Source organism: Agrobacterium sp. CG674, assembly GCF_053521645.1.
The window spans coordinates 180,262-205,855 of the sequence record NZ_JBNWDZ010000004.1; the positions used below are offsets into that span (position 1 = coordinate 180,262).

Below are 25,594 nucleotides of genomic sequence, written 5' to 3' on the forward strand. Positions count from 1 at the left end.
GCGAACGCAGACTACGATGCCTCGGTAAACGGAATTTCAGAAAGGGCCACTAAGATGGTCAGTCTCGGCGGAATAGCCCGCAAGTTGTTCGGTTCGGCAAATGAGCGCCGTGTCCGCTCCTATCGTAGCAACATCACGGCAATAGGTGCACTCGAGGCGGAGATGAAAGCACTCTCCGATGAGGCACTGGCAGCAAAGACGGTAGAATTCCGTCAGCAGCTTGCCAATGGCAAAACCATTGACGACATCCTGGTTCCGGCTTTCGCCGTGGCACGCGAAGCATCGCGCCGTGTTCTCGGCATGCGCCCCTTCGACGTTCAGCTGACAGGCGGCATGATTCTTCATTCCGGCGATATCGCCGAAATGAAAACGGGTGAAGGTAAAACGCTGGTTGCGACCCTTGCCGTGTACCTCAACGCCCTTGAGGGCAAGGGCGTGCACGTTGTGACCGTCAACGACTATCTTGCACAGCGTGACGCCGCCACCATGGCGCGGCTTTACAATTTCCTAGGCCTCACCACCGGCGTGATCGTTCATGGACTGGACGATGACCAGCGCCGCGAAGCTTATGCATGCGACATCACATACGCGACGAATAACGAACTCGGCTTCGATTATCTGCGCGACAACATGAAATACGACAAGCCGCAAATGGTGCAGCGTGGCCACCATTATGCCATCGTCGATGAAGTCGACTCGATCCTTGTCGATGAGGCACGCACGCCTCTGATCATCTCTGGTCCATTGGATGATAGGTCTGATCTCTACAACACGATCAACGCCTTCATTCCGATGCTTTCGCCCGAAGATTACGAAATCGACGAGAAGCAGCGTTCTGCCAACTTCTCCGAAGACGGCACCGAAAAGCTTGAAAACCTGTTGCGTGAGGCAGGTCTTCTTAAGGGCGAATCACTCTACGACATCGAAAACGTGTCGATAGTTCACCACATCAACAATGCGTTGAAGGCCCATAAGCTGTTCCAGCGCGACAAGGATTACATCGTCCGTAACGACGAACTCGTCATCATTGACGAGTTTACCGGCCGCATGATGCCGGGCCGTCGTTATTCGGAAGGTCAGCACCAGGCTCTTGAAGCCAAGGAACAGGTGCAGATTCAGCCTGAAAACCAGACGCTGTCTTCTGTTACCTTCCAGAACTATTTCCGCATGTACAAGAAGCTGGCCGGCATGACCGGTACAGCATCAACGGAAGCGGAAGAGTTCAACAACATCTATAGTCTCGATGTGATCGAGGTTCCGACGAACCTGCCAATCCAGCGTATCGATGAAGACGACGAGGTCTACCGGACAGGCGAAGAGAAGTTCAAGGCCATCATTGAGCAGATCAAGGCGGCACATGAGCGCGACCAGCCTGTTCTTGTCGGTACCACCTCGATTGAAAAGTCCGAGCTTCTGGCCACCATGCTCCGCCAGACGGGCTTTGAAAACTTCCAGGTACTAAACGCGCGTTACCATGAGCAGGAGGCTTACATCGTTTCGCAGGCCGGCGTTCCCGGCGCCGTGACCATCGCCACCAACATGGCTGGCCGCGGTACCGACATTCAGCTGGGCGGCAACGTCGAGATGCGTCTTGACCGCGAGCTTGAAGGCATGGAGCCCGGCGAAGAGCGCGACGCGACCGAAAAACGCATCCGCGAAGAGATAAAAGTCCTTAAGGACAAGGCACTCGCCGCTGGTGGTCTTTTCGTCATCGCCACTGAGCGCCACGAAAGCCGCCGCATCGACAACCAGCTGCGCGGTCGTTCCGGTCGCCAGGGTGACCCAGGTCGCTCGAAATTCTATCTTTCGCTTCAGGATGATCTGATGCGGATATTCGGCTCCGACCGGATGGACAGCATGCTGCAAAAGCTTGGCCTCAAGGAAGGCGAAGCCATCGTCCACCCCTGGATCAACAAGGCGCTCGAGCGTGCCCAGAAGAAGGTGGAAGCGCGTAACTTCGAAACCCGCAAGAACCTTCTTAAATACGATGACGTTCTCAACGATCAGCGCAAGGTGATCTTCGAGCAGCGCTTGGAGTTGATGGAAGCCGATAATATCGGCGAGACCGCGACAGATATGCGCAATGAGGTCATCGAGGGGCTTGTAACCAAGCACGTCCCAGAGAACGCCTATGCGGAGCAATGGAATATCGTTGGCCTAAAGGCTGGCCTCGAGCAGTCTCTCAATCTTGATCTCCCAGTCGATGAATGGGCGAAAGAAGAAGGCATTGCCGAAGACGATATTTTGCAGCGCATTACCGAAGCAGCAGACAAGGTGATGGCAGAAAAGGCTGAGCGGTTCGGCCCCGAAGTCATGACCTATGTTGAGCGCTCCGTGATCTTGCAGACGATCGACCATTTGTGGCGCGAGCATATCGTGAACCTCGATCACCTTCGCTCCGTCGTCGGTTTCCGTGGTTACGCCCAGCGTGACCCATTGCAGGAATACAAGGCCGAAGCTTTCGAGCTGTTCCAGGCGCTGCTTGCGAACCTGCGTGAAGCGGTGACGGCACAGTTGATGCGTGTTGAACTCGTACGCGACCAGCCAGAGCCAGAGCTGCCCGAGATGACGCCCCACCATATCGATCCGTTGACCGGTGAGGACGAGTTCGGCAACAACCAGCCAGCACCCGTTGCATTCGTTCCACCAGAGCAGCGCAATCCGGATGACCCGTCCACCTGGGGCAAAATCAGCCGAAACGAAGCCTGCCCCTGCGGTTCCGGCAAGAAGTACAAGCATTGCCATGGGATTTTCGACCAGGCTTGATGGTCGTAAAATCAACTGACTAAATCCTAACGGTCCACAGATCCCATCTGTGGACCGTTATTTTATGGGAACATAACCCTTGCCACGACCAATAGTGGTCTGCCACTTAAGCAAATCCACCTACAACTGCGACATACGCACTGCACTCTACATTTCGTTTGACGTCATAAGTGCTCTTTCGTAACCGTTCGCTTCGCTTCATCCGTCGCCGGACAGGAACATATGAAACCCGCACAACTCGCTGCCTATCTATTTCTCGCAATAGCGTGGGGGTTCTCTTTTCTGCTCGTCTTGCATGTGGTGGAAGCTTTTGGCTGGGTGGGCGCGGTCACATTGCGTTGCTTCATTGCGAGCGCAGCTTTGCTTGTCATAGCCCGGATCTCAAAACGGAAACTTGATTTCAGCGCTGGTTGGCGAGCGTTCACCGCTGTGGGCGCAACGACAGTCGCCGGTCAACTCATCGGCCTGTCCTATGGCACGCCCATCATCGGCACTGCGATGGCTGCCATTCTGGTCGCCAGCATACCTCTGTTTTCCATGCTGATCGGGCAGTTATGGGGTATTGAAAAAATCTCTCTTCAAAGCCTGCTAGGTATGATTCTCGGCTTCAGCGGCATCGTCGTCCTCGTGGGTTTCCCTGCCGTACCGATCACATCCGGCTTTTTAGGTGGCTGCCTTGCTGTCATTCTAGGATGTATCTGCGCCGCTTTCGGAAGTAACTATGCCAATCGCCACCTTAAAGGTTCAGATGCATGGGAAATCACGATCGGCTCGTTTCTTGCTGGCGGTATTTTGACACTGCCATTACTGCTTATTGTTCCAGTGCCGGGTCAACCAAGCTTCTTTGATATCGCCTATCTTGCTGGACTGGCGGTCTTTATGAGCTCTTTAACCTATGTAACCTATTTTCGTTTGGTATCGCAGATCGGTGCAACGAAGGCCATTAGCGTCGAGTATGTTGTGACGGTGATTGCCGTCATCATCGGTGCTTCTGTCTTGGATGAACCCATCTCAGCCATGCAGCTTTTCGGGACCGTCATCATACTTTCAGGATGCGCACTGGTTCTGGGACTTTATCCAAAACGCAGAGATGCGATGATCTTGCCTTGAATGAACTGAAGATGAAGCTTTTCTGAAATAGCTGTTTTACTACCAATATGCACTCAACATTTCCGACGTTTCGATGTATAATTGAAAGACTCATTTCTAAAAATTGGTATTCATCGGTTGCCAGATTGCGGCAACGTGCCTAATTAACACGCGGCTTTCAGCAACTAAAATGTCACGGACCGTGTGACAGGGATGGTATAGGCAGGCATGGCAAGCGATCCGAATGATACAGATTTGCGAGATAGCCGTTTCGCCATGCTGCTATCGACACCGCTGCCGGAGCGTCCCGTTGCAGATAGCAGTATCCGTGTTGGCCGCACTGGGCGAGAATTTTGCATTTATCCGGCGCAACTTGGCTACGATCTCCAGGAAGAGCTGGATTTCCTATCCAACAGGGTTTTGGAACCCAACATTTTTTTCACCGGCAAACTTCTGGCACCAGCGATGCCACGCGTTGATGAAAAGTCGGTGCGTTTCGCTCTGATGCGAGATGAAAATGGTGCCCGGAGCCGCATGCGGTTCCTGATGCCGTTTACCGTCGAGAAGCCCGGTTTTTCTGTTGGACCATCTATTTTGCGCGGTTGGGCCAATCCCTTCGGACCGCTGGGCACCCCGCTTATTGATGCAGAAGGCGCGGCGGAAACCATCGACAATCTTCTTGACGCTTTGGCGCAGCCTGAGCTTCGATTGCCTGACATTCTCGTTCTGCCTCAGCTTCGGCTAGATGGTGCATTTGTACGAATGATCAAGGCCATTGCACTCAGCCGTAACTTGCCACTGGCAACCGCAGAGCCACACCAACGGATGATGCTTGAGAGCAAGATAGATGCGAGCCTCTATCTGCAAAACAACCTTCCTACGTCACAAATTGAAACCTTGCGCAACCACTGGCAAAAATTGGGCGCAGGTGGCGTTCTCACGCACGATATCGCCCGCCAATCGCAGGATATTCGCCTGCGGACGGAAGAATTTCTGGCCTTGGAAGCCAGCGGCTCAAAAGGGCGCAGGCGCTCTGCGCTTGCCAGCGACAGATACCGCGCGGCCTTTGCCCGTGAAGCTATTACGAATCTTGCGGAAATTGACGCTGTCCGTATTCACACTCTCAATCTTGATGGTGTCGCCATCGCATCAGCGGTGGTCTTCATGACAATGGGTGAAGCCTATGTCTGGAAGCTGGCGGTGAATGAAGATTATCAGCACCACGCCATTGATCAGCTTTTGCTGGAGCGCCTGACCGAATGGCACCTGGATGACGCCAACATCTTGAAGACAGACAGTTGTGGCGCGGATGAGACCGGAGCGCTGTCCAGCTTCTGGTCTGAAAAGGCTGAAATGGGCACGCTGATCATCGGCCTTGCGCAAAACAGCGACCGCGATGTGCGACAAGTCGCAGCGCAGGTTCACATGTACCGCAATACCCGTAACCTTGCCAAAGCACTGCGTGAACGCATTATGTCAATTGGCCGCAAATCCGGGAGTGCTGCCTAACTCTCCAGTAAAAAGGGGCGACGGTGCACCCCTTTTTATGGAAATTCATGTCAGCGTGACGCTGTCTGAATCATCCGGCAAAGTTGCGTCAATGCCGCATCATAGCCCCCGTTCAGAATATCCGCACACCGCTTTACCAGCCTCACCTGCTGTGACCGTGACATATTGTTGTAGGATACAATGGCATCCCGCACGGCGCCGGGTGGCGTTGTTCCTGGGCTGATAGGCCCAGTAGGCGTTCCGGGGGTGCCAATACCCACGCCGACATTCACGTCTACACCGGTCTTTCCTCCAACACCGACATTTGCGTTTGCGTTGAGGCCCCGGCTGCCACCGACCGATGCATTAACATCCGCATTCAGGCCGTTGCGTCCCCAGACGCTGGCGCTCGTATTGGCGTTAATGCCACCACGCCCTCCCACCGAGGCGTTTACGTCAGCACCCAATCCGCCGCCGCTTCGTCCTCCCACGTCAGCGCCAGCATTGATGCCACCACTTCCTCCAACCGAAGCATTGGCGCTTAGACCGCCTCTGTCATTTCCACCGACACTGGCACTGACTCCGCCGACGCTAACATCCAGTGCAAACGCCTGAAATGGTAGTGTAACGCAGGCGGACACGAATAAAGAACATGCTACTTTTCTCATGGTCTCTCCTCCTCAAGTGGGTGCGTTAAACATGGACAGTCCTCTAACCCACTGGAGGGACTAATATATAAGCAATCCCTTTATTTTAGAAGTCTTATATTTAAGTGATGCCTAATATTTAATTGCCCGCATTTTTCCATATGGTTCTGAATGGAACAGACTGGGCCAAGATCTGCTATAGACCAGACCCCTGGATCAGAATTCCCCAGTCACGAGCTTGTCTGCAACAATCATTTTTCTCCTGTCAATGCAGAGGAAATCCGTTGCTGTCGCGCGCATCGAATCTCGTGGACACTTGGCGTCACTCGGCCCTAAACTGCGCCTGTTTCTCTGCGCGCTGACGCTGCCCTTTCCACTTCGGAGTTATCGATGCCCACAACGCAGTTTTCACGACGCACTCTTCTGCAAACGATAACCCTGCTGGTCGCTTCAACGGCACTCTCGCGTCCGCAGTCCGCCTGGGCAGCGCAGGGTACCGGGCGCCTTGTGGTTGCAGCTGATTCAGAGCCGAAAAACCTCAACCCAGCCATCGTTGCGTCCAACGGCGTTTTCTACATTTCCAGTAAAGTCATCGAGCCGCTGGCTGAAGCTTCGTACCAAGGAAAGGACGGACTGGAGCCACGGCTTGCAACCTCTTGGGAAGGCTCGAACGATGGTCTCAGCGCTACCTTCAAGCTGCGGGAAGGCGTGACATGGCATGATGGAAAGCCTTTTACATCGGCAGATGTTGCCTTTTCTGCTATGTCCGTGTGGAAACCACTGCAAAATCTCGGGCGGTTAGTGTTCGCCAATCTCCAGTCAGTCGATACGCCTGACCAACACACGGCCATCTTCCGGTTTTCCAAGCCAACCCCGTTCCAGCTCCTGCGTAACGCTCTGCCCGTGGTGACCAGCGTCATTCCAAAACATATTTATGAAGGCACGGATATTGCCACGAACCCCGCAAACACGAAGCCAATCGGCACGGGCCCCTTTGTTTTTGCCGAATATAAGCCGGGTGAATATTACCGCCTGACCCGCAACGCGTCGTACTGGCAAAAAAACGCTCCGAAACTCGACGAAATCATCTATCGCATCCTGCCAGATCGTGCTGGCGCGGCATCGGCACTTGAGGCGGAAGAAATCCAGCTTGCCGCTTTTTCAGCCGTCCCGCTGTCTGATCTTGCCCGCATTGCCAAAGAGCCCGGCATCAAAGTCATTGCCGATGGCTATGAGGCGTTGACCTATCAGCTTGTTGTCGAGATCAATCATCGCCGCAAGGAGTTGGCCGATCTGAAGGTTCGGCAGGCCATTGCCCACGCTATAGACAAAAAGCTGGTGATCGACACTGTGTTTCTAGGTTACGCAACGGCATCCACCGGGCCAGTGCCGATAAACGCATCGCAATTTTACACCGTAGATGTCGATCGCTACGATTTTAACGTGGCCAAGGCGAATGCGCTGCTCGACGAGGCTGGCTACACGCGTGACGGCAACGGCAACCGGTTCTCTCTTAAGCTGTTGCCCGCGCCCTATTTCAACGAAACGCGCCAGTTCGGGGCATATCTGCGCCAGGCACTGGCCGCTATTGGCATAAAGGCCGAGCTTATCAACAACGATTCCGCCGCTCATCAGAAGGCGGTCTATACCGACCATGCTTTCGATCTCGCCATTGCACCTCCGGTCTTCCGTGGTGACCCAGCCATCTCCACAACCATCCTCGTTAGATCGGGCACACCCGCCGGTGTCGGCTTTTCCAACCAGGGCGGTTACGAAAACAAGGCTCTGGATGCGCTGATCGACAAGGCAGCGGAGACGATTGATGAGACCAAGCGCACGGAGCTCTACAAAGAGTTCCAGAAAGAGGTCACGCGCGATCTGCCGCTTATCAATGTAGCGGAATGGGGCTTCATAACCGTTGCGCGCGACAGCGTAGCGAATGTCGCCAGCAATCCGCGCTGGGCCGTTTCCAACTGGGCGGATACGGCATTGTGGACGGACCAGTGAGTGGTGCCGCAAGAATAATCCGGCGCAGGTTGCTCAGCGCTGTTCCTGTGCTGGTCATCGTTCTGCTGGCGACATTTCTTCTGCTCGAAAATGCGTCTGGCGATGCAGTGGACGCCTACCTTGTGTCGATTGGCGGCGGAGATGCTTCCCTGCGTGACACGTTACGCAGTCAATATGGCCTGGATCAATCCATGCTGGCACGGCTTTGGCTCTATCTTTCGTCTGTGGCTCGGCTTGATCTTGGCTGGTCTGTCGCGTTTGACCGACCGGTGTTGACGCTCATTCTCGAACGGCTTCCCAATACTCTATTGTTGATGACAACCGCCACGGCACTATCATTCGTGGTGGGCTCTGCACTTGGCATCGTCGCAGGGGCAAGACCCGGCGGTGTTCGCGATCGGACATTGTCGACCCTATCACTCGCGCTTTATGCGATGCCGGGTTTCTGGCTCGGGCTTGTGCTCGTCATCGTCTTTTCCGTGAGTTTCCGTTGGTTGCCGACATCGGGTCTTGAGACCATCGCATCTGGCAAACACGGCATAGATCGGGCGCTTGATATAGGCCGTCACCTCATTCTTCCAGTGGCAAGCCTAGGGCTTATCTATCTGGCTCTGTTTCTGCGGGTCATGCGCAATGCGATGGCAGACATCTGGCCTCTGGAGTTCGTGGCATTCGCCCAGTCGAAAGGTCTCGCACACAGACGCATCGTTCTGCGCCATGTGGCGCGCAACGCCGCCCTGTCGCTCATCACAGTCCTTGGCCTGCAATCTGCGGCCATGCTGGGTGGAAGCGTGGTCGTTGAAAGCGTCTTTGCCATTCCCGGTTTCGGCAGACTGGCCCATGAAGCCGTCAGCGGCAGAGACACGCCATTGTTGATGGCAATCATTTTATCGAGCGCGGTCTTTGTGATCATCATCAATCTTGTTGTCGATTTGCTGTATGCAGTGCTTGATCCGCGGATCGGCGCGCAGGGCGGCAGCACATGATTTTTTTGCGATCCGTCACGAGGAGTGTCGAAGGCCTGCTGGGTATAGCCATTCTCGGTTTTATAGCCAGCCTGGCCCTCGCCTCCCCCCTCCTCTTCCCTCAAGATCCGCTGTCGATCGTCGCATCGCCGCTGATCAGGCCCTTTACCAATGCAGATTTTCCGCTGGGAACAGATAGTTTGGGCCGGGATATGCTGGCCGGGCTGGTGCATGGCGCACGTGTTTCGCTAACCGTTGGCATGATCGCTGCTGCGGCTGCACTCTTCATCGGCATGGTCGTTGGCACGCTGGCGGGCTTTGCAGGCGGGATGATCGATGAGGCATTGATGCGCGTGACGGACGCCTTTCAAATCGTACCCGGCTTCCTGCTGGCGCTCGCTTTCGTCAGCACCGTCGGCCCCTCCACGCCCATTGTTATCGTGGCGATTGCGCTCAGCGCCTGGGCGGATCCCGCCCGCCTGACTAGGGCGCAAGTGCTTTCCATTCGCGAACGGGACTATGTCGCATCCGCCCGTGCCATTGGCATGCACCCGCTGGAAATTGCATTTCGGCAAATCCTTCCAAACGCATTGCCACCGGTTTTGGCGCTGGCAGCCATTATCGTCGCGGCTGCCATTTTGACCGAAGCCGCACTTTCATTTCTAGGCCTTGGGGACCCCAATGTCGTCACATGGGGTTCAATGATTGCCGAAGGGCGCAACCTTCTCCGCTCGGCTGCCTATTTGTCTGTGATCCCCGGCCTCGGGCTTCTGGCAACGGTGCTAGGTGTTTACCTCTTGGCAGAAGGCATCAACCAGGCTTTGGCCAAACCGGGAAAGATGCCATGAGATTACGGCCCATCTGCACCGTGGAAAACCTCTCCGTTACCTATGCGGAGATGAATACGCCCGCACTGGAAAATATCTCGCTGACAATCCGTGCCAACAAGCGTCTGGCCATTATCGGCGAAAGCGGCTCTGGCAAGAGCACACTTGCAAAGACACTTGCAAGGCTTCTGCCCAAAGGCGCCAAAGTCTTGGGTGATGTCATCTGGAACATGCAGCCAGAAGGAAGGTCGGACGCCTCCCCGCCCAAACCCGGTCGCGATATTGCCTATGTTTTTCAAGACCCGGGTGCCAGCCTCAATCCGGTCCTGACCATCGGCGAACAGGTTGCCGAAAGCGCAGTTCATCATCTCGGAATGTCGTGGGCGGAGGGCTTTGCGCATGCGCGTATCATGCTCGACCAGGTCGAGCTTCCAGCCTCTGCCACGCTTCTCAACGTCTACCCACACCAACTCTCCGGAGGGCAGCGCCAGCGTGTCGCGATTGCGGCGTCCATCTCTGCCGGGCCGAAAATCCTCATAGCGGACGAAGCGACAAGTGCGCTCGACACTATTACACAAGCTGCAATCGTGCGGTTGCTGGACCGGCTGGTGCAGCAGAACGGGATGACACTGATCTTCATTACCCACGATATTGCGCTGGCTTCCTCGCTCGCGGATGATATCGCCGTGCTGAAATCAGGGTGTATGCAGGAGGCCGGGCCAGCAGGATCCATCCTGACCAACCCGCAAACACCCTATACCAGGCAGCTTGTTGAAGCCCATCTCGACCTCTCCACACCGCCACTGATAGGGAGCCTGTAGCGATGGCTCCTCTTTTATCGGTCGAGACGCTTTCCAAGACCTACCGTGGCCAAGGCCAGGTAAAACACGCCGTTCGCGAAATTTCCTTCACGCTTTCGCAGGGCGAAACATTAGGCCTTGCAGGGCCATCAGGATGCGGCAAGTCTACGCTCGCTCGTCTCATCATGCGCTTGGTAGAACCAGACGCGGGTACCATCTCCTTTCGTGGAGAGAACTGGCTGGCACTTCATGGCCGCCAACTTCGACAGGCGCGAAGGCACATGCAGATGGTGTTTCAGGATTCCCATGCCGCCTTCAACCCGCAATCCACAGTCGCGTCCGTCATTTCCGAGCCGCTGCGCATTCACGGTCTCTTCGCCGCAAAAGCGTTGGTGCATGAGGTCGAAAGACTTCTCGATCGCGTCGGTTTGCCAGCAGACTTATCCCCTCGGCCGATACTTGACCTTTCCGGCGGGCAACGGCAGCGCGTCGCAATCGCCCGCGCACTTGCCAGCCGCCCCTCCCTGCTCGTTATGGATGAAGCTGTCTCGGCGCTTGATGTGTCTGTACGCGCTCAGATCCTTTCCTTGCTGGTATCCATCCAGCGAGACACCGGTCTCTCCTGCCTGTTCATTTCACATGACATTGCGGTTATCCGCGCCGTTTGCCACAGGGTTGCGATCATGGAAGCAGGCCGTATGGTCGAATATGGCGATACGCAGCAGGTTATCTCTGCCCCTCAATCGGAGATGGCGCAGCGGCTGATCGCAGCGGTTCCAGAATTTCAAATCGATAAGGAGAACCATCATGCCTGATCGTCACTGGGGTCACCTGCTCGACATCCCCTCCTTCCCAGTTGATCGCTACGGATCGCTGGCGGACCGCCTTGCAGCCCTGATGGGGACGAGAAACGATGTCATCCTTGTGAAGGCCGAAGCTGTTGTTGCGCTGGAAGCGGTTGCGACCAGTCTGGCTCGGCCGGGTCTCCGTGCCCTCAATATCGTTACCAGCCCCTATGGTACGTGGTTTGGAAACTGGCTTCGACGCGGAGGTGCCGATGTGGTCAATCTCTCCGCGAAACCGGCTGAACCCATCACCGTTGAGGCGGTCAGGACGGCGCTAGATGCCAACCCAGATATTTCAGCTCTTGCAATCGTTCATGCGGAATCGGCCAGCGGCATTCTCAACCCACTGGAAGACATTGTTGCGCTGGCCAACGAGCGCGGCATTCTCACCATTGTGGACGCGGTGGCATCCATAGGTGGCCATGCACTTGATGTAGATAGCCTCGGCATCGATATTGCTGTGATCGGCCCGCAAAAATCCCTTGCCGGACCTGCGGGAGTGTCTGCCATGTCCATCAGCCAGCGGTCATGGACGGCGCTCGCACATGACAAGGCACCGAGGAATTCCATTCTCTCGCTCATGGACCAGAAGGAACACTGGCTGGACACCGGTCGCTTAGCCTTGCCGGGTACGCCAGCACCTTTGGAGTTCTTTGCGCTTGAAGCAGCACTTGATCGCATCGAGACTGAAGGCATGCATCAGGCGATCAGTCGCCACCAACGGGCAAGCGCTGCAACCCGGTCGGGCCTGCGCGCACTCGGCGCACAGCTATGGGCGCAGGATATGTCCGCCTCTGCGCTCGTAACCACAGCAATCCTGCCTGCTGATATTGACCGCACAGCGTTTCTATCACGCCGAACAACAGCCGGTGCGGATCTCAGCGCAGGCGTTGGCCCCGGAACAGAGATGTTGGTTCGGTTAAACCACACGGGGCAACGCGCTTGCGAAGAAGCGGTTCTGGCAAATCTTGCCGCATACGCGAAAGCACTTGAGGCCGGGGGACACTCCACCAATCTTGATTATGCGCTGCTGGCCGCAGTGGATGCTTACCGAATTAGAGGCGCTGTTTGAGTCACTGAATCAGGGCTCTGGAATGAAGCAACGACGATCAGGCGCGGGTCGAAATAGTTTTATCTGGACGGACCCGATGTTCAGGAAAGGAATCCCCGCAGCAAACTTGACGAAAACATGGCGATGCGCAAAACTTTACCTCTCGTTAATCACTGTGACGAAGAGGAACAAAAATGATTGCTGGCTTCGATATGCTATCCTTCGACCTGTTCGGACTTGGTCGCAAGGCCAGAGAAGACAAGCTCAACCGCGAGCGTGGTGTCACGTCTGAGCGAAAATCAGAAGAAAACTCATCGGAACAGAAGGACCGTGATCAGGAACATGAGCTGTTCTTCTGGTCGCTTTATCCAGTGATCTGATTTCGGTTAAAAACTAAGTTTATTGTTCTCGACGCCGCGAGGGGTAATTCCTTCGCGGCGTCGAGTGTTTGATGAGCGTATAATCAACCCGGCAGAACCGGAAGCACGCAAATCTTATCCAGCCTTCGCCAGTTTCTTGGCAGCGACGCGCGCACGAATGGATTCCACGTCGGACTTGGGCGTCGCGGCAAACAGCGAACGTGTGTAGGCGTGTTGCGGGTTGCTGAACACCTCTTCGCGGGAGCCGTATTCAACAGCCTCACCGAAATACATGACCATGACCTCATCCGCGATGTATTTCACGACCGACAGATCGTGCGAGATGAAGACATAGGTCAAGCCAAACTCGTCCTGCAGATCGGCCAACAGATTGAGAACCTGCGCCTGAACGGAAAGGTCGAGTGCCGAAACGGGCTCGTCCAGCACCAAAAGCTTTGGGTTCAGCATCAACGCGCGCGCAATGGCGATGCGCTGGCGCTGGCCGCCGGAAAACATGTGCGGATAGCGATTATAGTGCTCTGGGCCGAGACCCACACGCACCAGCATATCGTTGGCCTTCTCACGCCGCTCGGCAGCCGACAGCTTGGTGTTGATCAGCAGCGGTTCACCCAACACATCGCCGATCTTCTGGCGCGGGTTCAGCGAACCATAGGGGTTCTGAAACACGATCTGCACCTTCTGCCGCATTTCTGGCGTCAGGTGGCCCGGACGCGTATCCACCTTCTGGCCGTCGATCAGCAAGTCGCCCGATGTGGGCTCGTCGATGAAGGTCAGCATGCGGGCAAGTGTTGACTTGCCACAGCCGCTCTCACCAACGATGGCGAGCGTCTTGCCGGTTTCAAGCGCGAAGGAAACACCCTTCACCGCATGAATGATCTTTTCAGGCTTCATGAAACCGCCGGGAAGACGATAATCACGCTTCATGTTGCGGATTTCGAGCATGGTGTTGTTGGTGGTCATGCCGTTTCTCCTGCTGTGCTGGAGGCCGGTGTGGGCGTGCCATCGAAGAACTGCGACACAGTGGTCAGGCGATCACCCGTCGCATTTTCAGGCAGAGCCGCCAGAAGTGCTTTGGTGTAATTGCTCTTGGGGTTTTCAAACAGCGAAAGCACATCGGCCTCCTCCATTTTCTTGCCCTTGTACTGCACCACCACGCGGTCGGCGGTTTCGGCCACAACACCCATATCGTGGGTGATCATGATGAGGCCCATGCCGTTTTCGGTCTGAAGCTTCATCAAGAGATCGAGGATCTGCTTCTGGATCGTGACGTCAAGCGCTGTTGTCGGCTCGTCGGCGATGAGAAGTTTCGGATTGCAGGCAATCGCGATAGCAATCATCACGCGCTGGCACTGGCCACCGGACATCTGGTGCGGAAAGTGCTTGAGACGCTCTTCCGGGTCCGGCAGGCCGACGAGCTTGAACAATTCAATAGCGCGTGCGTGACGCGTCTTCTTGTCCATGCCCATATGGATCCGCAGGACTTCCTCAAGCTGAAAGCCAACCGTAAAGCACGGGTTGAGGCTTGCCACGGGCTCCTGAAAGATCATGGCAATATCCTTGCCAATCAGCTTGCGGCGCTCAGACGCACCGATGTTCTGGATATCCTTGCCTTCAAACAACATCCGGTCAGCGGTGATCTTTGCCGTCCAGGGCAAAAGCCCCATGACGGCAAGCATCGAGACCGATTTGCCTGAACCGGATTCTCCGACGATGGCAAGAACCTCGCCCTTTTCGACGGAGACGGAAATACCGTCGACTGCACGAAACCAGCCGCTGGCGGTTTCAAACTCGACAGTGAGATTATCGACTTGCAGAAGTGCCATATCAGGACCTCTTCAGTTTCGGGTCGAGCGCATCACGCAGACCATCGCCCACCAGATTGATGGCAAGAACGGTGATCAGGATGGCAAGACCAGGGAAAGTGACGACCCACCATGCGCGCAGAATGAACTCACGCGCCTCGGCAAGCATTGTGCCCCATTCTGGCGCTGGCGGCTGCGCGCCCATGCCAAGGAAGCCAAGGGCAGCTGCATCGAGAATGGCATTGGAAAACGACAGCGTTGCCTGAACGATGAGCGGACCCATGCAGTTCGGCAAAATGGTCTTGAACATCAGGCGCAGCGGACCGGCACCGGCCAGACGTGCGGCGGTAACGTAGTCGCGTTCCTTTTCCGTCATCACGGCTGCACGCGTCAGTCGCACGAAGTGCGGCTGGAGAACGAGCGCGATGGCGATCATGCCATTGGTGAGGCCCGGGCCGAGAATGGCGACGAGAACCAGTGCCAAAAGCAGAGATGGAAATGCCAGGATGATATCCATCAACCGCATGATGACCGTATCCAGCCAGCCGCGATAATAACCGGCAATGACGCCGATGACGATGCCGGTGGACAAAGATAGGGTGGTTACGAAAACACCGATGAACAGCGAGTACTGCGCACCGTGGATGAGGCGAGACAGAATGTCACGGCCCAGCGGGTCCGTACCCAGAGGATAGCTCCAGTTGCCGCCTTCAAGCCAGGCCGGCGGAAGTAGAATGACTTCACGGTACTGCTGGAAGGGCGAATGAGGTGCAATCAACGACGCGAAGATGGCGACGAAGACGATGATTGCGAAAACATAGAGACCGATAACGGCGCCGCGGTTTTCGGAGAAATAGTGCCAGAATTCGGAAAGCATCTGACGGCGCATTGCCGCGCTGCTCACCGGCTGGCTTTGAGTGGTTTCAGCCATGGGAATACTCAACCTTCTAGTGGCGGATGCGCGGATTGATCAAGCCATACAGCACGTCGACAATCAGATTGACGAACATGATGATACCGGCGATGAGCAGCAATCCACCCTGAATGACGGGGTAGTCGCGGCGGAAGACACTGTCGACCATCCACTTCCCAATTCCCGGCCACGAAAAGATGGTTTCGGTCAGGATCGCGCCTGCAAGCATGACACCGATCTGCAGACCAATCGTGGTGATGACGGGTATCAGCGCATTGCGAAGGGCATGAAGACCCACAACACGGAAAGGCGAAAGGCCCTTGGCGCGCGCGGTGCGAATATAATCATCCGACAATACTTCCAGCATGGCAGAACGGGTCTGACGCGCGATGACCGCGAGCGGTATCGTTGCCAGCACGATCGATGGCAGGATCAAATGGCTGACCGCCGAAGAGAACGCACCCTTCTGGCCCGACAGCAGCGAGTCGATCAACATGAAGCCGGTCACGGGCGGGAAGTAGAACATCAGCGAGATGCGTCCCGATACCGGCGTCCATTGCAGAATGCCCGCAAACAGGATGATCAGCAGCGGCCCCCACCAGAAGATCGGCATGGAGTACCCGACAAGCGAAACGCCCATCATCGTCTGGTCAAAGAACGAACCACGCTTGATGGCTGCGATAACACCGGCCGGAACACCAATGGCGATGGCCAGGAGGATAGCACAGAGCGACAATTCAACGGTCGCTGGAAACAGCGCGAAGAACTGGTCGATAATGGGTGACTTGGAAACGATGGATGTTCCGAAATCACCTGAAAGGATGCCCTTCAGGTAATCCAGATACTGGATGACCATGGGGCGGTCCATGCCAAGAGCGGCGCTGATCTGCGCGTGTCGCTCTGGAGACATGACCCGTTCACCCGACAGCAGGGCGACAGGGTCGCCCGGCAAGAGCCGGATAAACATGAATGCGATGATAGAAACCCCGATGAATGTCGGGATGAGCACGGCTATGCGCCGCACGAGAAAGCCAATCATGAAAAACCTTCGATCTGTTCCGCCTGGAACCTATGCGCTGGTAGTAGCGACCTTTTCGGTCTGCTTCTTTGTTGTTTAGAGATACTTCAGAACGCAAGTGCCGCGCGCCTTGAGACAAGACACGCGGCATTTTCAGATGCGTTGAATATTACTCGGCGATATCAACGTTTTCGAATGTGAAGTCACCCAATGGGCTCTGCACGAAACCAGTGACTTCCTTGCGCATTGGAACAACAGACAGGGAGTGGTCGATGGTGGCCCAAGGTGCCTGCTTCTTGAAGACAACCTGTGCTTCTTCGTAAAGCTTGGTACGCTCGGCCTGGTCAGTGGTGACCTTTGCCTTCTTCACAAGAGCGTCGAACTCCTTGTCGCACCACTGCGCACGGTTGTTGCCGCCAACGGCATCGCAACCCAGCAGCGTGTCAAGGAAGTTGTCTGGATCACCATTGTCGCCGGTCCAGCCGAGGAACACAGCACCGTCGCGGTCCTTTGCCTTGGAACGATCGAGATATTCGGCCCATTCGTAGGAAACGATCTCAACCTTAACGCCGATCTTGGCGAAATCATCCTGGATGACTTCAGCAGCGCGGCGGGCGTTCAGCATGTATGGGCGCGAAACCGGCATTGCCCAAACCTTCATCGAAAGGTCCTTGACGCCTGCGTCTGTCAGCATCTTCTTGGCTGCTTCCAGATCGTAGGTGTCGTCTTGTACCTTGTCGTTGTAGGACCACATTGTTGGTGGCAGTGGGTTCTTGGCAGGTGTTGCCATGCCTTGGAATACGGCGTCAACAATAGCCTTCTTGTTGATGGCCTTGTTCAGCGCAATGCGGACTTCCGGCTTATCGAAAGGAGCCTGCGTTGTGTTGTAGGCGAGGTAGGCAACGTTGAGGCCTTCCTGCTCCAGGATCGTCAGGCTCTTGTCAGCCTTCATGGACTGAACGTCAGCAGCGTTCGGGTAAGGCATCAGGTGGCATTCGCCAGCCTTGAGCTTCTGGTAGCGAACGGCAGCATCGGTGGTGATCGCGAAAACGAGATCGTCAACCTTTGGTGCACCGCCCCAATATTCCTTGTTTGCCTTGAAGCGGATTACGGCATCCTGCTGGTAAGCAACGAAGGCGAAAGGACCGGTGCCAACTGGCATCTGGTTCAACTGAGCCTGCTTGCCATCAGCGGCCAGCTTGTCCGTGTATTCCTTCGAGATGATCGAAGCGAATGGCATTGCCAAGTTGGCGAGGAAAGGTGCTTCAGGACGGTTCAGCGTGAACTTGACCGTCATGTCGTCAACTTTTTCGACAGACTTGATCAGCTTGGGGAAGCCCATGCCTTCAGCATATTCCCAGGACGTGCCAGGTACATACTGGTGCCAAGGGTTGTCGGTCTTGATCTGGCGATCAATCGACAGGATGACGTCGTCTGCGTTGAGATCACGCGTTGGCGTGAAGAATTCTGTGGTCTGGAACTTAACGCCCTTGCGGAGCTTGAACGTGTAGACAGTGCCGTTCTCAGACACTTCCCAGCTCTCGGCAAGACCGGCAACAGGCTTGGTTGTGCCTGGTTCAAATTCCAGCAGGCGGCTGTAAACTGTGTGGGCCGAGGCATCAAATGTCGTGCCTGCGGTGTAGAGGCCCGGATCGAAACCTTCTGGCGAACCTTCCGAGCAATATACAAATGTCTTCGCGCTTGCGGCAGGCGCAAAGCATGTCGCCGAAAGCAAGGCTGCAGCGATTAGGCCAAGTTTATATCTCATCAATGAGCTCCCAATTTTTGTATTCGGCTCGCTTATTCTGCGACTACCGATGCGACGTGGTTATAAGAAACTTTGCACATACTCAAGCGGGCACGCGGAGCCTTCACAGTAGTTTTTGTTCAAAAGTTTAACTTCGCGTGATTTTGATACTAATTTAGGCAAAAGAATTAGAATTCTGTCCTTCCCATGGACGAATTCTCCGTCTTGGTTTTTTGTAAGAGACTGCGGCGGGAAGCGCAATCCAGCCCAGCGCCACAGAGCGAAAAAACTGTACGCTTCACACACAATCACCGGCTGAACCTCAGCCGGTGATAACCATTTTCACGTGGTGTTTAGTGGTTGTCGCGTGGCACGCCCTTTGTCTGAGCAATACGCTGGTACTTGATGGCAGGTTCGAGAACCGCGCCCGACTCCATCTGGCCGACGATGCCGCGCTGGATTTCCTGCCATGGCGTCTGGTGGTCTGGATACTTGTATCCTCCAGCCGCTGCCAGTGCGTCGTAACGCGCAGCCAACTCCTCAGCGGAAATCACGATATCGGCTTTGCCCTTGCCTACATCGATACGAACCTTGTCGCCCGTCTGGAGAATGGCAAGACCGCCACCTGCAGCAGCTTCTGGTGACGCATTCAGAATGGACGGGCTGCCCGATGTGCCGGACTGACGGCCATCGCCGATGCAAGGCAGCGAGGTGATGCCCTGCTTCAGCAGGTAGTCAGGCGCACGCATGTTGACGACTTCTGCCGCACCCGGATAACCGATTGGGCCGGCACCACGCATGAACAGAACCGTGTTGGCATCAATGCCCAGCGACGGGTCGTCGATGCGGTGGTGGTAATCTTCCGGACCGTCGAACACCACAGCCTTGCCTTCGAAAGCTTCGGGATCGTTGGGGTTGGAAAGATAACGTTCGCGGAATTCCGGTGAGATAACGCTGGTCTTCATGATGGCGGAAGAGAACAGGTTTCCACGCAGAACGCGGAAGCCAGCACGTTCCTTGAGCGGCTGATCGAACGGACGAATGACCTTTTCATCTTCGATGATCGCGCCACGGCAGTTTTCGCCAATGGTCTTGCCATTGACGGTCATCGCGTCTTCCTTGATCAGGCCCTGGCCCATCAACTGGTTGACGACAGCTGGAACGCCGCCCGCGTGATAATAGTCTTCACCGAGATATTCACCGGCGGGCTGAAGGTTGACCAGCAATGGAACCTCTTCGCCATATTTCTGCCAGTCATCCACCGTCAGCTCGACGTCAAGGTGACGTGCCAGACCGTTCAGATGGATTGGTGCATTGGTGGAGCCACCGATGGCCGAGTTGACACGGATAGCGTTGATAAACGCATCCTTTGTCATGATGTCGGAAGGCTTCAAGTCTTCCCTGACCATTTCAACGATACGCAGTCCCGTGAGGTATGAAATTTCCTGACGGTCGCGGTATGGAGCCGGAATGGCGGCAGAACCTGGCAACTGCATGCCAAGCGCTTCAGCCAGCGAATTCATCGTCGTGGCCGTACCCATTGTGTTGCAATAGCCTGTGGACGGCGCGGAGGATGCAACGAGCTTGACGAAACCGGCATAGTCGATCTCACCCTTTGCCAGCAGTTCACGTGCCTTCCAGACGATTGTGCCGGAACCTGTACGCTCACCACGGAACCAGCCATTGAGCATGGGGCCGACAGACAGCGCGATAGCTGGAATGTTGACGGTAGCCGCCGCCATGAGACAGGCAGGTGTGGTCTTGTCACAGCCGATTGTCAGCACAACGCCGTCGAGCGGATAGCCGTAAAGCACTTCCACGAGGCCGAGATAGGCGAGGTTACGGTCGAGACCAGCTGTCGGGCGCTTGCCGGTTTCCTGGATAGGGTGAACCGGAAACTCGATGGCAATGCCACCTGCTTCGCGGATACCTTCGCGCAGACGGTGGGCCAGCTCCAGATGATGGCGGTTGCACGGAGAAAGATCCGAACCCGTTTGCGCGATGCCGATGATGGGGCGATCCGACTGCAATTCGGCCTGGCTGAGACCGAAGTTCATGTAACGCTCCAGATAAAGCGCCGTCATGTCAGCATTGTCGGGATTGTCGAACCATGCGCGAGAACGCAGCTTACCGCCCTTAGCCTGCGTTGCGGGTGGGTTGGTCAGGTCTTTCATAGCTTTGGTCTCCAGCAGAAATGGCAAATGGGTACGACACAGGATGCGACGACCTTATGATGAGGAAAAGAGAGAAATACGGCCATAAGACGCGCAAAGCAGGTATGGCTTTGAAAAGCCCCTGTTTAGGTCGACCTTTTGAAGACAGTCGATGACGATGGTCACGAAATTTCCGCCCTGAATTCTTCTTTTGTCTGCTCTCATCTGCGACAATTGACGTGAGCCGTCAATCGTCACGATCAGCAGTCTATATTCGTATTACTAATTTGCGCAAAGGTCGCTTGTCAAGGCGAGTGCGGGTACCGTTTCGCATCCGTTAAAAAAATATTACGTGACGATTCTCTATTGTAAAGCCTCACTAATTTTAATTTTTTACAACTCTGGCTCATCGTTCAGAGAAAGAAAATACTCGCAGAGCACTTTTCAAAGGTAATACTATATGCTCATATCCGCTCGTCTTAGCCGAATTCATCTCTGGGAGGATTACAGATGAAAAAAGCACTCGCGGCGGTTACCGTCGCTCTTTCCGCATGTCTGGCTTCAGGCGTTTCCGCAAAAACCCTCACCGTTGGCTTCTCGCAGATCGGCTCCGAATCCGGTTGGCGCGCTGCTGAAACCACTGTTACCAAACAGCAGGCTGAAAAGCGCGGTGTGACGCTGAAATTCGCCGATGCGCAGCAGAAGCAGGAAAATCAGATCAAGGCCATCAGGGGCTTTATCGCACAGGGCGTCGATGCCATTTTCATCGCACCCGTTGTCGCAACCGGCTGGGATGCCGTGTTGAAGGAAGCCAAGGAAGAGAAAATCCCGGTTATCCTGCTCGACCGTCAGATCGAAGCTCCAGACAGCCTTTACCTGACAGCCGTAACATCTGATCAGGTTCATGAAGGCAAGGTCGCTGGCGAATGGCTTGCCAAGGATGTTGGCTCCAAGGACTGCAAGGTTGTCGAGTTGCAGGGCACGACAGGTTCGTCACCTGCCATCAACCGCAAGAAGGGTTTTGAGGCAGGCATCGCGTCCCACGCCAATATCAAGATCGTTCGTTCACAGACCGGCGACTTTACCCGCACCAAGGGTAAGGAAGTCATGGAAAGCTTCATCAAGGCCGAAGGCGGCGGCAAGGATATCTGCGCCGTCTACGCTCATAATGACGACATGGCGGTTGGTGCAATCCAGGCCATCAAGGAAGCTGGCCTGAAGCCAGGTACAGACATCAAGGTCGTATCCATCGATGCGGTTCCTGATATCTTCAAGGCCATGGCTGCCGGTGAAGCCAACGCGACTGTAGAACTGACGCCAAACATGGCTGGCCCGGCTTTCGACGTTCTTGAAGCCTATCTCAAGGACAAGAAAGAGCCTGCGAAATGGATCCAGACGGAATCCAAGCTCTACACGGCATCTGATAACCCGATGAAGGTTTATGAGGAGAAGAAGGGACTGGGCTACTAAGCCGGTTTCATCTTCGGGAGCGGCGCGAAGGCGCCGTTCCCACCCATATTCCGTGCAGGACCTGACCATGCCCGAAACCACCCCCCTTCTGGAAGCTCGCGCCATAGGAAAGTCATTTCTCGGCATTGCGGCTCTCGACAATGTCGATATTTCCCTCCGCCGTGGCGAAGTGCATGCCTTGCTCGGTGAAAATGGAGCCGGGAAGTCGACGCTCATTAAAATTCTGACCGGCGTCTACCACCGCGACCGTGGCACGATCCGTCTGGATGGCACAGAGATTTCACCCAAGACCGTTGCAGAGGCGCAAGACCTCGGTATTGGCACCGTCTATCAGGAAGTGAACCTGCTCGAAAATCTGACCGTTGCCGAAAACCTGTTTCTCGGGCGGCAGCCCCGTCGTTTTGGCATGATCGACCGGCGCGAGATGAGCGCAAGGGCGGCAAAATTGCTGACGCGCTACGGCCTTTCGATCAATGTCGATGCGCTCCTGTCAAGTTACTCCGTTGCGATCCGCCAGATTATCGCCATCGCCCGAGCCGTCGATCTTTCCGGCAAGGTGCTGGTGCTGGATGAGCCGACAGCCAGCCTCGACAGTCATGAAGTCGAGATGCTCTTTACCGTTTTGCGGCAACTGCGCGCAGAAGGCCTTGGCATTGTCATCATTACCCATTTTCTCAATCAGGTTTACGACATCGCCGACCGCGTTACGGTGCTGCGCAACGGCAAACTGGTTGGCACCCGCGAAATTTCCGAATTGCCGCGCGCCGACCTCATCTCGATGATGCTGGGGCGCGAGCTGCTGAGCGTTACCCATGAGCGCAAGGCCCACGACGCTGCGCCCGCGGAAGGCGAAGCGTCGATACGTTTCAAGGACTACGGCAAGCGCGGCAGCGTCGAGCCTTTCAACCTCGATGTCCGGCCCGGCGAAGTCGTCGGCATTGCTGGTCTCTTGGGATCAGGCCGGACTGAAACGGCTTTCCTGCTGTTCGGCATCGACAAGCCCGATGGAGGTCAAGCCACCATTGATGGCAAGACGGTCGAGATCACCTCGCCCGAAGCGGCCATTGAGAACGGCTTCGGCTTTTGTCCGGAAGAGCGTAAGACGGACGGGATTATCGGAGATTTTTCGGTTGCCGACAATATTGCCCTTGCCTTGCAAGCCCGGCAGGGATGGATGCGGCCGCTATCGAAGCGCCAGAAACTGGCATTGACGGAAGGCTTCATCACCTCGCTCGATATCAGGCCAGCTGACCCTGAGCGGCCTATCAAGTTTCTATCCGGCGGTAACCAGCAAAAGGCCATTCTGGCACGCTGGCTTGCGACCGAGCCTCGGCTTCTCATTCTGGATGAGCCCACACGCGGCATCGATATCGGCGCGCATGCGGAAATTCTGAAAATGATCGAGCGGCTCTGTCTGCAAGGCATGTCTCTCATCGTCATTTCGTCTGAACTGGAAGAGCTGACGGCTGTCGCACACCGGGTGATCGTGCTGTCTGACCGCAAACATGTCGCTGAACTCAAGGGAGGTGACGTGACCGCCGACAACATCATGCAGGCCATTGCCAGTGCGGCCAGGACGGAGGCCGCATAATGAGAAGCATCACAGCACGCCTGAAGCGACTTGCACCGCAGCTTGTTGCCCTTTTCATCATTCTCGCCGCCATAACCGTGATTTCGCCGGGCTTTCTGAACGTATCGTTTCAGAATGGGCGGCTTTACGGCAGCGTTATAGATATTATGGTCCGAGCAGCACCCGTGGCACTGCTGACCATCGGGATGACGCTGGTCATCGCAACCAAGGGCATCGACCTCTCCATCGGGGCCGTAATTGCCATCTGTGGCGCGGTCGCGGCAACGCTGATCAGCAGCGGTCAGTCGATTCCGGTCGTCATCGCCGTCTCATTGGCTGTTGGCATCGCCTGCGGCATCTGGAACGGCATTCTGGTTGCCATGCTGGACATACAGCCAATTATCGCAACGCTGATCCTTATGGTGGCCGGGCGCGGCATTGCGCAGCTGATCACCGAAGGTGTGATCCTGACATTCAACGACGACAGTTTTTCCTCCATCGGCATAGGCGCTTTTTCGGGCATTCCCATGCCCATCATCATCTGGGTGGTGACAGCATTGCTGGTGGGCATTCTTGTGCGAAAAACGGCACTTGGCTTCCTCATTGAAGCTACCGGCATCAATCGTCGTGCCGCAGCCCTTGCTGGCGTGCGCGCCCGCTTCCTGCTGTTCTTTGTCTATGCCATTTCGGGCCTCTGCGCCGCTGTTGCTGGCCTGATCGTGACCGCCGATATTAGAGGTGCTGATGCAAACAATGCTGGTCTGTGGTTGGAGCTCGATGCCATTCTGGCCGTCGTCATCGGCGGAACCTCGCTCAACGGTGGACGCTTCTCCATCACCGCATCGCTGATCGGCGCGCTGATCATCCAGACGATCAACACCGGCATTCTCGTTTCAGGCTTCCCGCCAGAATTCAACCTCATCATCAAGGCAGGCATCATCATCGTCGTTTTGACACTTCAATCACCGGCCATCGGCACGCTGATCGGCTTTGCGAGATCACGCAAGGCGCCAAATCCCGGCACGCCCTCAACCACAGTCAACAATGAGGGAACGGCGCGATGATCCATACCCGCAACCTTCCGTTCCTGACAACGCTCGCGGTTTTCATCGTCGCCTATATCCTCTGCGTTGTCCAATACCCGGCCATGTTCTCGACGCGGGTTGTCGGCAACCTGCTGACTGACAATGCCTTTCTGGGTATCGCAGCTGTTGGAATGACCTTCGTCATCCTCTCGGGCGGCATTGATCTGTCGATTGGTTCGGTCATTGCTTTTGCCAGCGTGTTCGTGGCGGTGCTGGTGGGCACATATAATGTGCACCCGCTTGTCGCCTTCGCCGCCGTACTGATCATCTCCACCATCTTCGGTTGCCTGATGGGCGCGATGATCCGGTTTTTGTCGATACCGCCCTTTGTTGTGACTCTGGCCGGAATGTTTCTGGCGCGCGGGGCCGCCTATCTCATCTCGACACAATCCGTACCGATTTCACATCCTGTCATCGATGCCATACAGGGCTTCTATTTCCGGGTTCCGGGCGGCGGTCGATTGACGGCACTCGCCATTATCATGCTCATCGTTTTTATCGTTGGCGGCATCGTTGCCAGCCGCACCCGGCTTGGTGCCAATATCTATGCGTTGGGCGGCAATCAACAATCTGCGGAGCTGATGGGCGTTCCCATCGGTAAGACGATCATCAGCATTTACGCGCTCTCAGGATTTCTCTCCGGTCTGGCTGGCATTGTCTACACGCTCTACACATCCTCCGGTTATTCTCTGGCAACCGTCGGCATGGAGCTGGACGCCATTGCAGCCGTGGTTATCGGTGGCACATTGCTCACCGGCGGCACCGGACTAGTGGCCGGAACGTTTGTCGGCCTTTTGATCCAGGGATTGATCCAGACCTATATTGTTTTTGAAGGTACACTTTCGTCCTGGTGGACGAAAATCGTGATCGGCATACTGTTGTTCATCTTCATCGTGTTGCAACGCGCTATCATCTGGTATTCAAACAGAAGATTATCCGGGGGACATCCGGCATAAGGGAATCGGAGATTT

At 55.6% G+C, this 25,594-nt stretch carries 21 protein-coding genes; 14 read left to right on the top strand and 7 right to left on the bottom strand.

From position 1 onward, the window contains the following. Window positions 1-54: 54 nt before the first annotated feature. The 3 genes from secA (at window position 55) to ACQZ51_RS13205 (ending at window position 5,364) form a co-directional block, all read left to right on the top strand. Window positions 55-2,766, top strand: a complete 2,712-nt coding sequence (gene secA / locus ACQZ51_RS13195) for a preprotein translocase subunit SecA (protein ID WP_448777827.1) — start codon at window positions 55-57, stop codon at window positions 2,764-2,766. Between the two features lie 222 nt (window positions 2,767-2,988). Continuing rightward, complete coding sequence (locus tag ACQZ51_RS13200) at window positions 2,989-3,876, top strand: DMT family transporter (protein ID WP_448777829.1); 888 nt, start codon at window positions 2,989-2,991, stop codon at window positions 3,874-3,876. 207 nt (window positions 3,877-4,083) lie between these two features. Then, window positions 4,084-5,364, top strand: coding sequence for a GNAT family N-acetyltransferase (locus ACQZ51_RS13205; protein WP_448777831.1), 1,281 nt, complete (start codon window positions 4,084-4,086; stop codon window positions 5,362-5,364). A 50-nt stretch (window positions 5,365-5,414) separates the two neighbouring features. Here the strand turns inward: ACQZ51_RS13205 and ACQZ51_RS13210 are convergent, their stop codons facing one another. Beyond that, on the bottom strand, window positions 5,415-6,011 hold the full coding sequence (locus ACQZ51_RS13210; protein ID WP_448777833.1) for a polysaccharide biosynthesis GNAT family N-acetyltransferase UppQ: 597 nt from the start codon (window positions 6,009-6,011) through the stop codon (window positions 5,415-5,417). Window positions 6,012-6,380: 369 nt separating this feature from the next. Between ACQZ51_RS13210 and ACQZ51_RS13215 the strand changes: the two genes are divergently transcribed. The 7 genes from ACQZ51_RS13215 to ACQZ51_RS13245 all read left to right on the top strand — a co-directional run bounded on the left by ACQZ51_RS13215 (window position 6,381) and on the right by ACQZ51_RS13245 (window position 12,865). Then, window positions 6,381-7,997, top strand: a complete 1,617-nt coding sequence (locus ACQZ51_RS13215; RefSeq protein ID WP_448777835.1) for an ABC transporter substrate-binding protein — start codon at window positions 6,381-6,383, stop codon at window positions 7,995-7,997. Next, on the top strand, window positions 7,994-8,983 hold the full coding sequence (locus ACQZ51_RS13220) for an ABC transporter permease (RefSeq protein WP_448777837.1): 990 nt from the start codon (window positions 7,994-7,996) through the stop codon (window positions 8,981-8,983). Before ACQZ51_RS13215 ends, ACQZ51_RS13220 begins: the two co-directional genes overlap by 4 nt. After that, window positions 8,980-9,810, top strand: coding sequence for an ABC transporter permease (locus ACQZ51_RS13225; protein WP_448777838.1), 831 nt, complete (start codon window positions 8,980-8,982; stop codon window positions 9,808-9,810). The genes ACQZ51_RS13220 and ACQZ51_RS13225 overlap by 4 nt, the downstream gene beginning before the upstream one ends. Next, window positions 9,807-10,610 (top strand): ABC transporter ATP-binding protein, encoded by an 804-nt coding sequence (locus ACQZ51_RS13230; protein ID WP_448777840.1) that lies wholly within the window; start codon window positions 9,807-9,809, stop codon window positions 10,608-10,610. The genes ACQZ51_RS13225 and ACQZ51_RS13230 overlap by 4 nt, the downstream gene beginning before the upstream one ends. A 2-nt stretch (window positions 10,611-10,612) precedes the next feature. Continuing rightward, window positions 10,613-11,404: an ABC transporter ATP-binding protein gene (locus ACQZ51_RS13235; RefSeq protein WP_448777841.1), complete on the top strand. Its 792-nt coding sequence runs from the start codon at window positions 10,613-10,615 to the stop codon at window positions 11,402-11,404. After that, window positions 11,397-12,506, top strand: coding sequence for a pyridoxal-phosphate-dependent aminotransferase family protein (locus tag ACQZ51_RS13240; RefSeq protein ID WP_448777842.1), 1,110 nt, complete (start codon window positions 11,397-11,399; stop codon window positions 12,504-12,506). The genes ACQZ51_RS13235 and ACQZ51_RS13240 overlap by 8 nt, the downstream gene beginning before the upstream one ends. A gap of 173 nt (window positions 12,507-12,679) precedes the next feature. Beyond that, window positions 12,680-12,865 (top strand): hypothetical protein, encoded by a 186-nt coding sequence (locus tag ACQZ51_RS13245; protein WP_448777843.1) that lies wholly within the window; start codon window positions 12,680-12,682, stop codon window positions 12,863-12,865. Between the two features lie 114 nt (window positions 12,866-12,979). Here the strand turns inward: ACQZ51_RS13245 and ACQZ51_RS13250 are convergent, their stop codons facing one another. The 6 genes from ACQZ51_RS13250 to ACQZ51_RS13275 form a co-directional block, all read right to left on the bottom strand. Continuing rightward, window positions 12,980-13,825, bottom strand: coding sequence for a dipeptide ABC transporter ATP-binding protein (locus ACQZ51_RS13250; protein ID WP_448777844.1), 846 nt, complete (start codon window positions 13,823-13,825; stop codon window positions 12,980-12,982). Further along, entirely contained in the window at window positions 13,822-14,688 is an 867-nt protein-coding gene (locus ACQZ51_RS13255) for an ABC transporter ATP-binding protein (protein ID WP_243257366.1), read from the bottom strand. The genes ACQZ51_RS13250 and ACQZ51_RS13255 overlap by 4 nt, the downstream gene beginning before the upstream one ends. A 1-nt stretch (window position 14,689) precedes the next feature. Further along, a complete protein-coding gene (locus ACQZ51_RS13260) occupies window positions 14,690-15,598 on the bottom strand; it encodes an ABC transporter permease subunit (protein ID WP_192064719.1) in 909 nt (302 codons plus the stop codon). A gap of 16 nt (window positions 15,599-15,614) precedes the next feature. Beyond that, the gene (locus tag ACQZ51_RS13265; RefSeq protein WP_192064720.1) at window positions 15,615-16,619 is read right to left on the bottom strand and encodes an ABC transporter permease subunit; all 1,005 of its coding nucleotides are present in this window, start codon (window positions 16,617-16,619) and stop codon (window positions 15,615-15,617) included. Between the two features lie 148 nt (window positions 16,620-16,767). Continuing rightward, window positions 16,768-18,366, bottom strand: coding sequence for an ABC transporter substrate-binding protein (locus ACQZ51_RS13270; protein ID WP_448777846.1), 1,599 nt, complete (start codon window positions 18,364-18,366; stop codon window positions 16,768-16,770). A 332-nt stretch (window positions 18,367-18,698) separates the two neighbouring features. Continuing rightward, the gene (locus ACQZ51_RS13275) at window positions 18,699-20,519 is read right to left on the bottom strand and encodes an IlvD/Edd family dehydratase (RefSeq protein ID WP_448777847.1); all 1,821 of its coding nucleotides are present in this window, start codon (window positions 20,517-20,519) and stop codon (window positions 18,699-18,701) included. Between the two features lie 489 nt (window positions 20,520-21,008). On the opposite strand from ACQZ51_RS13275, the gene ytfQ reads away from it, so the two are divergent. The 4 genes from ytfQ to yjfF all read left to right on the top strand — a co-directional run bounded on the left by ytfQ (window position 21,009) and on the right by yjfF (window position 25,579). Next, window positions 21,009-21,968, top strand: coding sequence for a galactofuranose ABC transporter, galactofuranose-binding protein YtfQ (gene ytfQ, locus ACQZ51_RS13280; protein WP_448777849.1), 960 nt, complete (start codon window positions 21,009-21,011; stop codon window positions 21,966-21,968). A 67-nt stretch (window positions 21,969-22,035) separates the two neighbouring features. Beyond that, entirely contained in the window at window positions 22,036-23,559 is a 1,524-nt protein-coding gene (locus ACQZ51_RS13285) for a sugar ABC transporter ATP-binding protein (RefSeq protein ID WP_448777850.1), read from the top strand. After that, window positions 23,559-24,602: an ABC transporter permease gene (locus ACQZ51_RS13290; RefSeq protein ID WP_448777852.1), complete on the top strand. Its 1,044-nt coding sequence runs from the start codon at window positions 23,559-23,561 to the stop codon at window positions 24,600-24,602. Before ACQZ51_RS13285 ends, ACQZ51_RS13290 begins: the two co-directional genes overlap by 1 nt. Beyond that, entirely contained in the window at window positions 24,599-25,579 is a 981-nt protein-coding gene (gene yjfF, locus ACQZ51_RS13295) for a galactofuranose ABC transporter, permease protein YjfF (protein WP_448777854.1), read from the top strand. Before ACQZ51_RS13290 ends, yjfF begins: the two co-directional genes overlap by 4 nt. Window positions 25,580-25,594: the final 15 nt, after the last annotated feature.

What these genes read in the sequence shown, in the direction of transcription:
- secA (WP_448777827.1), top strand. Translation starts at nt 55, where the DNA reads ATGGTCAGTCTCGGCGGAATAGCCCGCAAGTTGTTCGGTTCGGCAAAT.
- ACQZ51_RS13200 (WP_448777829.1), top strand. Translation starts at nt 2,989, where the DNA reads ATGAAACCCGCACAACTCGCTGCCTATCTATTTCTCGCAATAGCGTGG.
- ACQZ51_RS13205 (WP_448777831.1), top strand. Translation starts at nt 4,084, where the DNA reads ATGGCAAGCGATCCGAATGATACAGATTTGCGAGATAGCCGTTTCGCC.
- ACQZ51_RS13210 (WP_448777833.1), bottom strand. Translation starts at nt 6,011, where the DNA reads ATGAGAAAAGTAGCATGTTCTTTATTCGTGTCCGCCTGCGTTACACTA.
- ACQZ51_RS13215 (WP_448777835.1), top strand. Translation starts at nt 6,381, where the DNA reads ATGCCCACAACGCAGTTTTCACGACGCACTCTTCTGCAAACGATAACC.
- ACQZ51_RS13225 (WP_448777838.1), top strand. Translation starts at nt 8,980, where the DNA reads ATGATTTTTTTGCGATCCGTCACGAGGAGTGTCGAAGGCCTGCTGGGT.
- ACQZ51_RS13230 (WP_448777840.1), top strand. Translation starts at nt 9,807, where the DNA reads ATGAGATTACGGCCCATCTGCACCGTGGAAAACCTCTCCGTTACCTAT.
- ACQZ51_RS13235 (WP_448777841.1), top strand. Translation starts at nt 10,613, where the DNA reads ATGGCTCCTCTTTTATCGGTCGAGACGCTTTCCAAGACCTACCGTGGC.
- ACQZ51_RS13240 (WP_448777842.1), top strand. Translation starts at nt 11,397, where the DNA reads ATGCCTGATCGTCACTGGGGTCACCTGCTCGACATCCCCTCCTTCCCA.
- ACQZ51_RS13245 (WP_448777843.1), top strand. Translation starts at nt 12,680, where the DNA reads ATGATTGCTGGCTTCGATATGCTATCCTTCGACCTGTTCGGACTTGGT.
- ACQZ51_RS13250 (WP_448777844.1), bottom strand. Translation starts at nt 13,825, where the DNA reads ATGACCACCAACAACACCATGCTCGAAATCCGCAACATGAAGCGTGAT.
- ACQZ51_RS13255 (WP_243257366.1), bottom strand. Translation starts at nt 14,688, where the DNA reads ATGGCACTTCTGCAAGTCGATAATCTCACTGTCGAGTTTGAAACCGCC.
- ACQZ51_RS13260 (WP_192064719.1), bottom strand. Translation starts at nt 15,598, where the DNA reads ATGGCTGAAACCACTCAAAGCCAGCCGGTGAGCAGCGCGGCAATGCGC.
- ACQZ51_RS13265 (WP_192064720.1), bottom strand. Translation starts at nt 16,619, where the DNA reads ATGATTGGCTTTCTCGTGCGGCGCATAGCCGTGCTCATCCCGACATTC.
- ACQZ51_RS13270 (WP_448777846.1), bottom strand. Translation starts at nt 18,366, where the DNA reads ATGAGATATAAACTTGGCCTAATCGCTGCAGCCTTGCTTTCGGCGACA.
- ACQZ51_RS13275 (WP_448777847.1), bottom strand. Translation starts at nt 20,519, where the DNA reads ATGAAAGACCTGACCAACCCACCCGCAACGCAGGCTAAGGGCGGTAAG.
- ytfQ (WP_448777849.1), top strand. Translation starts at nt 21,009, where the DNA reads ATGAAAAAAGCACTCGCGGCGGTTACCGTCGCTCTTTCCGCATGTCTG.
- ACQZ51_RS13285 (WP_448777850.1), top strand. Translation starts at nt 22,036, where the DNA reads ATGCCCGAAACCACCCCCCTTCTGGAAGCTCGCGCCATAGGAAAGTCA.
- ACQZ51_RS13290 (WP_448777852.1), top strand. Translation starts at nt 23,559, where the DNA reads ATGAGAAGCATCACAGCACGCCTGAAGCGACTTGCACCGCAGCTTGTT.
- yjfF (WP_448777854.1), top strand. Translation starts at nt 24,599, where the DNA reads ATGATCCATACCCGCAACCTTCCGTTCCTGACAACGCTCGCGGTTTTC.